At 72.3% G+C, this 11,019-nt stretch carries 9 protein-coding genes; 8 read left to right on the top strand and 1 reads right to left on the bottom strand.

The window, feature by feature from the left end; all coding sequences use genetic code 11:
- The first annotated feature begins 37 nt into the window (after positions 1–37).
- The 3 genes from DQ384_RS27775 (at position 38) to DQ384_RS27765 (ending at position 2,243) form a co-directional block, all read left to right on the top strand.
- Positions 38–433, top strand: coding sequence for a DUF3224 domain-containing protein (locus DQ384_RS27775; protein ID WP_181871455.1), 396 nt, complete (start codon positions 38–40; stop codon positions 431–433).
- Between the two features lie 170 nt (positions 434–603).
- Entirely contained in the window at positions 604–1,707 is a 1,104-nt protein-coding gene (locus DQ384_RS27770) for a flavin-containing monooxygenase (RefSeq protein WP_114031833.1), read from the top strand.
- On the top strand, positions 1,704–2,243 hold the full coding sequence (locus DQ384_RS27765; RefSeq protein WP_114031832.1) for a DUF1697 domain-containing protein: 540 nt from the start codon (positions 1,704–1,706) through the stop codon (positions 2,241–2,243). The genes DQ384_RS27770 and DQ384_RS27765 overlap by 4 nt, the downstream gene beginning before the upstream one ends.
- 45 nt (positions 2,244–2,288) lie before the next feature.
- Here the strand turns inward: DQ384_RS27765 and DQ384_RS27760 are convergent, their stop codons facing one another.
- On the bottom strand, positions 2,289–3,722 hold the full coding sequence (locus tag DQ384_RS27760; protein ID WP_114031831.1) for a class I adenylate-forming enzyme family protein: 1,434 nt from the start codon (positions 3,720–3,722) through the stop codon (positions 2,289–2,291).
- A gap of 164 nt (positions 3,723–3,886) precedes the next feature.
- Here DQ384_RS27760 and DQ384_RS27755 point away from each other — a divergent pair, with 164 nt between their 5' ends.
- The 5 genes from DQ384_RS27755 to DQ384_RS27735 all read left to right on the top strand — a co-directional run bounded on the left by DQ384_RS27755 (position 3,887) and on the right by DQ384_RS27735 (position 11,017).
- Entirely contained in the window at positions 3,887–5,410 is a 1,524-nt protein-coding gene (locus DQ384_RS27755; RefSeq protein WP_147268921.1) for an MFS transporter, read from the top strand.
- Positions 5,411–5,638: 228 nt separating this feature from the next.
- Positions 5,639–6,847 (top strand): cytochrome P450, encoded by a 1,209-nt coding sequence (locus DQ384_RS27750; protein WP_114031829.1) that lies wholly within the window; start codon positions 5,639–5,641, stop codon positions 6,845–6,847.
- Between the two features lie 6 nt (positions 6,848–6,853).
- Positions 6,854–8,239, top strand: coding sequence for an acyl-CoA carboxylase subunit beta (locus tag DQ384_RS27745; RefSeq protein WP_114031828.1), 1,386 nt, complete (start codon positions 6,854–6,856; stop codon positions 8,237–8,239).
- An 82-nt stretch (positions 8,240–8,321) separates the two neighbouring features.
- Positions 8,322–9,239, top strand: a complete 918-nt coding sequence (locus DQ384_RS27740) for a DUF6039 family protein (protein WP_220183164.1) — start codon at positions 8,322–8,324, stop codon at positions 9,237–9,239.
- Positions 9,236–11,017, top strand: a complete 1,782-nt coding sequence (locus DQ384_RS27735; RefSeq protein ID WP_114031826.1) for an amino acid adenylation domain-containing protein — start codon at positions 9,236–9,238, stop codon at positions 11,015–11,017. Before DQ384_RS27740 ends, DQ384_RS27735 begins: the two co-directional genes overlap by 4 nt.
- Positions 11,018–11,019 lie beyond the last annotated feature (2 nt).

Here is an 11,019-nt window from a genome sequence, read left to right as displayed (position 1 = left end):
AGCCTCGGGTAGGGCTGCGACAACGGAAGGAGAGGCAATGACGACCAAGAGCAAGGGCACCTATCAGATCACCGGCTGGGACGAGAAGCCGTACTCCGAGAAGAAGGGCCAGGCCAAGCTCACCGCGGCGCACGTCACCAACACCTTCAGTGGGGACATCGAGGGCGAGGGCAAGGCCGAGTACCTGATGGCCTACCCCTCCGAGACCTACGCCACCTTCGTCGGCCTGCAGCAGGTCGTCGGCAGCGTCAAGGGCCGCAAGGGGTCGTTCGTGCTGGAGGTCCACGGTACCTTCGCGAACGGTCAGGCCAAGGCGGACTGGACCGTCGTCCCGGAGTCGGGCACCGAGGAGCTCCAGGGCATCAAGGGCGAGGGCGGCTTCGTCTCGACGAGTGACGGCGGCGTCGACCTCACGCTCGACTACACCATCTAGCCGACCCGTCGGCCCCTGGGCCGACCGGCTTCCTCCAGGTACGCGGGGCTTCCGGCTCCGCGTACCGGCATGTCCGCCGAGGCCCGAGGGGGTTTGCTCAGAGTTGAGCAGATCCCTCGACGTCAGCGGGCGACGATGGGCCCACGAACGTACGAGAGGGGTCCTAGACCATGGCTGAGCGCACAGAGGTGATAGTGGTCGGAGGCGGGCAGAGCGGACTCGTCGCCGGCTACTTCCTGAAGAAGGCCGGAATCCCGTTCCTCGTCCTCGACGAGGAGCCCCGCCTCGGCGAGGACTGGCGGCGGCGCTGGGACTCGCTGGAGCTGTTCACCATCGCCCAGTACTGCGCGCTCCCCGGCCTGCGGTTCCCCGGCAGGAAGAACCACTTTCCCGGCAAGGACGAGATGGCCGACTACATCCGCTCCTACGCCCGGGAGTTCGACCTTCCCGTCCGGCTCGACACCAAGGTCACCTCGCTGGAGCGGACCGACGGCGGCTACCGCCTGGAGACCTCCAAGGGCGTCTACGAGGCCGACCAGGTCATCATCGCGACCGGGGCCTACCGGCTGCCCCGCGTCCCGGAGATGGCGCGCAAGCTGAACGGCGACGTCTACCAGGTCCACACCGGCGAGTACCGCAACCCGTCGCAGATCCCCGGCCAGACCGTCGTGGTGGTGGGCGCCGCCAACTCCGGCGCCCAGATCGCCCCCGAGCTGACCCGCACGCACCGCGTGCTGCTGTCCCAGGGCTCCCACCTGCCCGCCTTCGGCCGCAAGTTCCTCGGCAAGGGCCTGCACTGGTGGGGCGACAAGTTCGGGCTCATCTCCAAGCCGCTCGTCGGCGAGCGCGACCGCCTGCACAAGAAGACCATCCTCGTCGGGCCGAGCCTGAAGAAGATCTCGCGCAGGTACGGGGTCGAGCTGGTCGGCCGCACGGTGGACTGCGAGGGCGACACCCTGCGCTTCGAGGACGGCCGCGCCTTCCAGCCTGACGCCGTCGTCTGGGCCACCGGCTTCCGCTACGACTACTCGTGGGTGCGCGTGCCCGTGCACGACGAGGACGGCACGCCCGTGCAGGAGCGGGGCGTCACCTCCGCGCCGGGCCTGTACGTCCTCGGCATGCAGTGCCAGTACTCCTACGGTTCGGCCCTGGTCTGGTGGGTAAAGGATGACGCGTCCTATCTCGTCGAGCGGATCCAGGAGTTCCGCCGCGGCGGCCGGGCCCGTCACGCGGCCACGGCGGGCGCCCCGGTCCGGAGAGGGGGAGGCGCATGACCCGGCAAGTGGCGCTGCTGCGCGGCATCAACGTCGGCGGCCGCAACAAGGTGGGGATGGCCGCGTTGCGCGAGCTGATGGAAAGCCTCGGCTTCGAGGACGTCAAGACCCATCTGCAGAGCGGCAACGTCGTCTACACCACCGACAGGACGCCCGCCAAGGCGGCCGAGCGCATCGAGGCGGGACTGGCCAAGGAGCTGGGCGTCAAGGTGCCCGTGCTGGTGCGTGGTCACGGCGAGCTCGCCGCCATGGTCAAGGCCGACCCGCTGGGCGACGTGGCGTCCGACCCCTCGCTGTACCTGGTCACGTTCCTGTCGGACAAGCCCCCGGCCAAGCCGATCAAGGACCTGGACCCGCAGGACTTCGCGCCGGACGTGTTCGAGCACTCCGGGCGCGAGATCTACGTCTGGTGCCCGGACGGGGTGCGCAACACCAAGCTGTCCTACCTGTTCTGGGAGAAGCTGCTCGGGGTCACGGCGACGGCGCGCAACTGGCGCACCGTCACCAAGCTCCTCGAAATGACCGGCTCGGACTGACCGGCTCGGACTGACCGGCGAGAAGTCATGGCGGTCCGGCCCGGTTCAGCCGGTGGCCGTCCGGCGCAGCTCCCGCTTGAGGGTCTTGCCGATCGGCCCGCGCGGCAGCGAGCCGGTCGTGACGATCCTGGCCGGCCGCTCGCGCGGGTCGAGGCGGGCGGCGGCCACGCGCTCCAGCTCCCCGACGGGGACGGGGGAGCGCAGGACCACGGCCGCGGTCACGCCGTCCGGGCCGGCGAAGGCCGCCGCCTCCACCACCTCCGGGTGCCAGTGCAGCGCGTGCTCCACCCGCGTGGAGGAGACCGGCCCGCCGTCCGCGCCGGTGAGGACGTCGGACGCGCGGTCGAAGAAGTGCAGGCGGCCCTCCTTGTCCAGGTGGCCGAGGTCGCCCATGCACGTCCAGCCGTCATGGAAGACGCGCGCGGTCGCCTCCGGGTCGCCGTAGTAGGACCGCAGGGGCGCGTCGGAGCGCATGCGGATCTCGCCCAGCTCGCCGGGCGGCAGCGCCTCGCCGTCCGGCCCGGCGATGACCAGGTCGGTGCCGCCGCTCGGGCGGCCGAGGTGCTCCTCCAGCGGTTCGGACGGGCCGACGGGGCGGCTCACGAAGGCGGGCGCCGACTCGGTGGAGCCGTAGCCGAGCAGCATCCTCGTCCCGGGCAGCGCCTCGGCCAGCCGGCTCACGGTGGCCATCGGCACCGGGGCAGAGCCGAGCATCAGCACCTTCAGCGCGGTGAGGTCGTGGCGCTCGTGCAGGCCGTGGGCCACCATGTACGTCGCCGCCGAGGGGGCGACGATCGCCATCGACACCCGCAGCTTCTCGATCATGCGCGCGACCGTCTCGGGGTCCTGGCGGCTCAGCACGTGCACGGTCGTGGGCGCGGTCATCGCCGTCATCATCGCGCTGTGCCCGGCGTTGGTGCCGATGGGCACGGCCGCCAGGACGCCGTCCACGCCGGTGAACAGCCGCCCGCGTCCCTCGTGGCCGAAGGTGAGGTTGGCGTGGGTCACGGCCACCGGCTTGGGGACGCCGGTGGTGCCCGAGGTGTAGATGATCTCGGCGAGGTCGCCCGGCCGGGGCTTCGCGGCCTGCGCTCGGGCCATGTCGAGAGCGTCCAGAGTGTCCAGGGTGGCGGTCCACCCGGCGAAGGCGGGCGGGACGACGGCGTGGCCGTGCAGCAGGCCCTCGACGTGGCACCGCTCCAGCCGCGCCCGCAGCTCCTCGCCCGGCAGGCGCGGGGACAGGCCGACGACCGTGCCGCCCGCCATGTGCACGGCGAGGCTCGCGACGGCGTAGCCCGTCCAGTCGGCGTCGTCGTAGAGCAGCGCGATCCGGCTTCCCGGCAGGCGGCCGGCGGCGGCCCGCGAGGCGCGTGCCCACAGGCCGGCCCGCAGCGAGCGGCCGCCGTCGACGGTGAGCGCCACGAGGTCGTCGTCCCGGGCGGTGACCGGTCCGGAGACCAGTTCAGGCAGGGTCGTCATGCCGCCAAGGCTAAGAATCGCGCGCCCCTGGCGGATGCTCACTGTTGAGCAGACCGCGCCGCCGCCGAGGCGTTTGCTGGGAAGGCATGTGAAAGGCGCAAGCCCGCAGGAATGAGGCAGCTCGCAGGTGAACGGGCTGGGAATCCTTGAGGAGGCGATGGCCGGTGAGCCAGTCCGATATGAGTACGGGGGGACGCCCGGGGCCGCAGGAGGTGTCCTCGCGTGTCCAGCTGATCGCGACGATCGGCGCGATCCTGGCGCTCGCCCTCGCGTCGATCGACGTGTCGGTCGTCGGCGCCGCCATGCCGCGCATCGCCGACGACCTGCAGGGCCTCGGCCTGTACGCCTGGGTCGGGGTCTCGTACGCGGTCGCCGCCGCCGTCGTGGTGCCGATCGCCGGGAAGCTCGGCGACATGTTCGGCCGCAAGCCGGTCCTGCTCGTGGGCCTCGGCGGCTTCGTGATCGCCTCCTGGCTCTGCGGCATCGCCCAGACGATGCCGCAGCTCGTCGGCTTCCGCGGCCTGGCCGGCCTGTTCGGCGGCATCCTGATGGCGAACATCTTCACGCTGCTCGCCGACATCTACACCCCCGAGCGCCGCACCCAGATGCAGGGCCTGTTCTTCGGCGTCGCCGGGCTGAGCATGGTGATCGGGCCGCCGCTCGGCGGGTTCATCACCGACGCCTGGAGCTGGCGGTGGGTGTTCTACGTCAACGTCCCGCTCGGCCTGCTCGCCATCCTCGCGGTGGCCGTCGGCGTGCCGTTCGTCCGGACGGGCGCGAGCTGGCGCGACATCGACTTCGGCGGCGTCCTCACGCTGGTGCTCGGCGTGGTGCCGATCCTGATCGGCCTCACCCTCACCGGCGACGGGCACGCCTGGACCTCGCCCGAGGTGCTGGGCCTGCTCGTCGGCGGCGCGCTGCTGCTCGTGGTGTTCTTCCTGGTCGAGACGCGCCGGGCGAGCAACCCGCTCGTCCCGTTCCCGCTGTTCCGCACGAACCAGTTCGCGGTCATGGTCGTGGTGGCGTTCTTCTCCGCCTTCGCCATGATGGGCACGACGTTCTACGTGCCGCTGCTCTACCAGGGCGTCCTCGGCGTGTCCGCGACGCACTCCGGCACGCTGCTCATCCCGATGACCCTCGGCCTGATGCTCTTCGGCCCCGTGGCCGGCAAGGTGATGACGGCGCTGCCGCGCTACCGGCTGCTGGCCGTGTTCGCCATGGCCGCCATCATGGCGGGGCTGCTGATGCTCTCCTCGGTCGGCCCGCACACCGGCCAGGTGGTCCCCATCGTCGCCATGGTGCTGATCGGCATGGGCATCGGCATCGCGTTCCCGATGGCCACGGCCGTCGTGCAGAGCGCCATCCCGATGAGCCAGATGGGCGCGGGCACCAGCCAGATCCAGTTCTGGCGGATGTTCGCCGGGCCGGTCGCGCTGGCCGTCCTCGGCTCGATCCTGTCCGGCCAGATCGGCGTCGCGGGGCAGGCCGGCGTCCTCGGCGGCGGAGGGGTCCCGCCCGCGCAGCTCGCCGACGCACTGCACGACCTGTTCCTGACGTCCGCCATCGCGGTCGGCATCGGCCTGGTGGCCACCTTCTTCCTCAAGGAGGTCCCGCTGCGCGACATGTCCATGGCCAGGAAGGCGTCCGGCGGGCGGGGCGGCGCGAAGGGCAAGACGGTCACGGCCTGATCCGCGGGCCCGTCCAGAGAAGTACCCGACTCCGGAGAAGAACCCCGCGGATCGGGAGAAGGCCCGGAGTCACGGTCTGATCGAGAGGGTCACGGCCTGATCCGGGGTGATGTGGCGGGACGACCGGCGGCCGTCCCGCCACATCGGCGTGTTCCCGCATCCGTGCCTCCGCGCGTCCGTGCTCAGTGTTGAGCAGACCCCTCGCGCGCCGCGGCCGAAGCTGGGGGCATGGACGCTGCCGACCTCGACGCCGCGAGGCTTCCCGACACCTATCCGATCCCGAGGACGTGCCCGCTCGACCCGCCGCCGGAGTACCGGCTGCTGCGCGCCGAGCGTCCCATGGCCCGCGTGAGGCTGGACTTCGACGACAGCGAGGTGTGGCTGGTCACCCGGTACGCCGACGCGCGGGCGATCCTCGGCGACCCGCGCTTCAGCTCCGACTTCTCCACTCCCGGGTTCCCGGCGCGCCTCACCTCGTCGCCCCCGGGCCCCGGCACCTTCATCCGCATGGACCCGCCCGACCACACCCGGCTGCGCCGCCTGCTGCTGCCCGAGCTCAACCGGCGGCACGTGGAGGCGCTGCGCCCGGCGATCCAGCGCATCGCGGACACCCTGGTCGGCGACATGGCCGCGCGCACCCCGCCCGTCGACCTGGTCCAGGCCCTGGCCCTGCCGCTGCCCTCGATGGTGATCACCGAGCTGCTCGGTGTGCCGTACGAGGACCGCGACTACTTCCACGAGACGACCAAGGTCATCGGCGACCAGGGCGTCGATCCCGCACGCCGCATCCAGGTGCGCAACGACCTCAAGGCCTACCTGGACAAGCTCGTGGCCGTGAAGGAGGCCGAACCGGCCGACGACGTGCTGAGCCGCCTCGGCGCCCGCCGCGAGGAGGCGGGGGTGAGCAGGGACGAGGTCGTCGGCATCGCCACGCTGCTCATGGTGGCCGGGTACGAGACCATCGCCAACCAGATCGGCGCCGGGACCGCCGCGCTGCTGGAGAACCCCGACCGGCTCGCCGAGCTGCGCGCCGACCCCGCCAGGCTGCCCGCCGCCGTCGAGGAGATCATCCGCCACCAGACGGTCATCGACTACGGCCTGCGCCGCGCCGCCACCGAGGACGTCGAGGTGGGCGGGCAGGTGATCAGGGCCGGCGAGGGGGTCGTGGTCGTGGTCGCCTCCGCCAACCGCGACGAGGCCGTCTTCGCCTGCCCCGACGCCCTCGACTTCGACCGCGCGCGGCACGACCACTTCTCGTTCGGCTACGGGATCCACCAGTGCATGGGACAGATCCTCGCCCGCGTCCAGCTCGAAATCGCCTGGTCCACGCTGTTCGGGCGCATCCCCGGGCTGCGGCTCGCCGTGCCCGTGGACCAGGTGCCGTTCCGCTCCGACATGTTCGTGTACGGCGTGCACGAGCTGCCCGTGACCTGGTGACCTGCAATGGACGACCGTGATCCGCGCGCCCGGCTGCGCGCGCTGTTCGACCCCGGCACCGCCGCCCCGCTGCCCGGCGACGACGATTCGGGCGTCGCGGGCGCGCGGGGCCTCATCGACGGGTGCCCGTCCGTCGCCTTCGCCACCGACCCCGCGCGGATGGGCGGCGCGATGGGGCCGGAGGGGTGCGCGCGCATCGTCGACACCATCGACCTCGCCGTCAAGGAGAGGATCCCGGTCGTCGGCATCTGGCACTCCGGCGGCGCGCGGCTCGGGGACGGCGTCGCCGCGCTGCACGGGGTCGGGCAGGTGTTCGCCGCCATGGTGCGCGCGTCCGGCCTGGTGCCGCAGATCTCGCTGGTGCTCGGCCCGGCCGCCGGGGGCGCCGCCTACGGGCCCGCGCTCACCGACATCGTGGTGATGAGCGAGGGCGGGCGCATCTTCGTCACCGGCCCGGACGTGGTCCGCAAGGTGACCGGCGAGGACGTCGACATGGCCGGCCTGGGCGGCCCCGAGCCGCACAGCCGGCGCAGCGGCGTCGCGCACGTCGTCACCACCGACGACGCCGAGGCGATCACCGAGACGCGCCGGATCACCGCGCTGCTCGGCAGCCCCGGCGCGATCGAGATGGGCCGTGTCGAGGGCGTGGACGGGGTGGTGGACCTGGGCGGGCTGCTGCCGAGCCGCGCCAGCCGCGCGTACGACGTCAAGCCGCTGGTCACGGGCCTGACCGACGGCCCCGGCGTGGAGCTGCACCCCAAGTGGGCGCCCAACATGGTCACGACGCTGGCCCGCCTGGCCACCCGGACCGTCGGCGTGCTCGCCAACAACCCGCTGCGCAAGGGCGGCTGCCTCGACGCGGCCAGCGCCGAGAAGGCCGCGCGCTTCGTCCGCATGTGCGACTCGCTGGGCATCCCGCTGGTGGTCGTCGTGGACGTGCCCGGCTACCTGCCCGGGGTCCGGCAGGAATGGGACGGCGTGGTCCGGCGCGGGGCCAAGCTGCTGCACGCGTTCGCCGAGGCCGTGGTGCCCCGGGTGACGCTGGTGACCCGCAAGTCCTACGGCGGCGCGTACGTCGCCATGAACTCCCGCGCGCTCGGCGCCTCGGCGGTCTTCGCCTGGCCGTCCGCCGAGGTCGCCGTCATGGGCGCCGCCGCCGCGGTGGACATCCTGCACCGCAGGAAGCTGAGCTCGGGCCCCGCCGAGCAGCGCGAGGAGCTGCGCCGGCGGCTCATCTCCGAGCACGAGCGCGAGGTGGGCGGCGTGGCCAGGGCCGTCGAGATCGGCGTCGTCGACGCCGTGATCGAGCCGGGGGAGACGCGCCGCAGGATCGCCGGCGCGCTGCTGGACGCCCTGCCCGCGCGCGGGCGCCACACCAACATCCCGCTGTGAGGGGCCTGCTCAGTATTGAGCAGGCGGCGGTCCGGACCCTGACTAGCGTGACCGGCAAGCCGAGAAGAGACGGAGTCCCGTGATGACAAACCCCAGTCCGGTAATTCCGCCCGCCGAGCAGCAGACCTCGGTGGCCGCGGCGGATCTGCTCAATTCGGCGAACGCCGGAGTGATCGTCGAACGCACCGCGCAGGTGAGGAACGGCTTCCACGCCGAGGGACGCAAGTTCGCCCGCATGATGGCCGAGTTCGTCACCGCCAAGCAGGTGGGCGTCGCCAGCGCGTACGTCTACGAGGAGACGTTCGGCACCAAGGACAGGCTGCACTGGCTCATCCACCTCAGCTCCCTGGACGCCTACGAGGCGATGGTCCACATGGGCACCTCCGACGAGGAGTACCGGGGCGCCGTCGCGAAGCCGCAGGCCGGGGACGGCGGCGGCTGGGACCGGGTCTTCGTGGACGGGAGCATGCACGAGACCGTCCTGATGCCGCAGTTCTGGGGCATGTACGGCACGAAGGTCGACGGCGAGCGGGAGCGCGGCACCGCGCAGTACACCCAGGAGGGCCCGATCACCGGGCTGCCCGGCGCCCGCGAGCAGGTGGCGCTGCCCGCCGGGCAGATCCTGCACTCGGGCACCTGCGGCCTGCTGCTGCACCGCACCGCCCAGCTCGACTACGACTTCAGGTCCGAGGGCCGCACGTTCGCCCGCGAGGCCGCCGAGTCCATCAACGAGAACCTGCCCGGCGAGGCCACCGTCTTCGTCTACGAGGAGGCGTTCGGCGCCGCCGACCGCATCCACTGGCTCATCCACCTGAAGTCGCTCTCCACGTACTACAAGGTGCTGTCGCTGCACGTGAAGGACGAGCGCGTGCGCGAGCTGTACTTCCAGGAGCGGATCGCCCCCGAGCGCGGCGGCGGCACCTGGGCGCGCATGTTCGTCCCCGGCAGCATGGCCGACGTCGCCCTCACCCCGCACCACTGGGGGATGTACGCGACATGACCGGACAATGCCTGCACCAGATCTTCGCCGAGCGGGCCAGGGCCGCGCCCGGCCGGATCGCCGTCTCCGCCCCCGCCGAGGACGTCTCCTACGGGGAGCTCGACGACCGCGCGAACCGGCTCGCGCTGCGGCTGCGCGCGATGGGAGTGGGCCCGGACGTCCTCGTGGGGCTGTGCGCGGACCGGGGCGTCGAGATGATCGTCGGGCTGCTGGGCATCCTGAAGGCCGGGGGAGCCTACGTCCCCATCGATCCCGCCTACCCGGCCAAACGCATCGACCACCTGCTCAAGGACAGCGGCGTCACGACGGTCGTGGCCGTGTCCCGGGTGTCGGAGGCGCTGGACGGCCGCCCGGCCGGGATCCTGTGGATCGACCGGGACGACCCGGCGCCGGGGGAGGAGGTCGCGAGCCCTCCCGAGCAGGCCACCGACCGCGACCTCGCGTACGTCATCTACACCTCGGGCTCGACCGGTTCGCCCAAGGGGGTCCTGGTCGAGCACCGCAACGCCGTGCGGCTCTTCACGCGCACCCGGCCGTGGTTCCGCTTCGACGAGGACGACGTCGTCACGCTGTTCCACTCGGTGAGCTTCGACTTCTCGGTCTGGGAGATCTGGAGCGCCCTGCTGCACGGCGGCCGGCTGGTCGTCGTGCCCGCGCCGGTCGCCCGGTCCCCGGAGGAGTTCCGCGAGCTGCTGCTCGCTGAGGGCGTCACCGTCCTCAGCCAGACCCCCTCGGCGTTCCGCCACCTGGTCGCGGCCGACGCGCGAAGGCCCGGGCCGTCGCCGTTCCGGCTGCGCCGCGTCGTCTTCGGCGGCGAGCGGCTGGACGTCGAGACGCTGCGGCCCTGGATCGCCCGCTACGGGGACGAGAAGCCCGAGCTGGTCAACATGTACGGCATCACCGAGACCACCGTCCACGTCACCTACCGGCGGATCCTCCAGGACGACCTCGGCCGCCCCGAGCGGAGCCCGATCGGCGTGCCGATCCCCGACCTCGGCCTCCACCTGCTCGACGCCGAAGGCCGTCCCGTCCCGGGCGGCGTCGCCGCCGAGCTGTACGTCTCCGGGGCCGGCCTGGCCCGCGGCTATCTCGGCCGTCCCCGGCTCACCGCCGAGCGCTTCGCCGTCCGCGGCGACGGCACGCGCCTGTACCGCACGGGGGACCTGGCCGTGCGCCTGCCCGGCGGCGAGTACGCCTACATCGGGCGCGCCGACGACCAGATCAAGGTGCGCGGCTTCCGCGTCGAGCCCCGCGAGATCGAGATGTGCCTGCTCGGCGACCCGGCCGTGGGCGACGCCGTGGTCGCGCCCCGCGACTACGGCGAGGGCGACGTCCGCCTGCTGGCGTTCGTCGTGCCCGCCGGGGACGCCGGGCCGGAGGCCGATCTGATCCCCCGGCTCGCCGCGCGGGCCGCCGGGGAGCTCCCCGCCCACGCGCGCCCATCCACCTACCACATCGTGCCGGAGATACCCATGACACCACAGGGAAAGGCGGACCGCGGCGCCCTCGTCGACCAGGCGAAGCGGCCCGCCACCGATTCCGACAACGGCGTGCCGCCCCTCCGGGTCGTGCAGGCCATCGCCGCGGACGTGCTCGAACGCGACGTCGTCCCGCCCAAGGCGGACCTGTTCGACCTCGGGGCGACGTCACTGGCACTGACCCGCATCATCGCCCAGGTGAACCAGTACTACGGGCTGGCGCTCACCGGCCGCGAGCTGGAGGAGGAGGCCTCGGTGGAATGCCTGGCCTCCTGCGTCGGGCGAGGACTCAACGCGTAGAA

Source organism: Sphaerisporangium album (genome assembly GCF_003323745.1).
In the GTDB taxonomy this organism is placed as follows: Bacteria; Actinomycetota; Actinomycetes; order Streptosporangiales; family Streptosporangiaceae; genus Sphaerisporangium; species Sphaerisporangium album.
The sequence above is the reverse complement of the archived record's forward strand: the minus strand, read 5'-3'. Positions and strand labels throughout refer to the sequence as shown.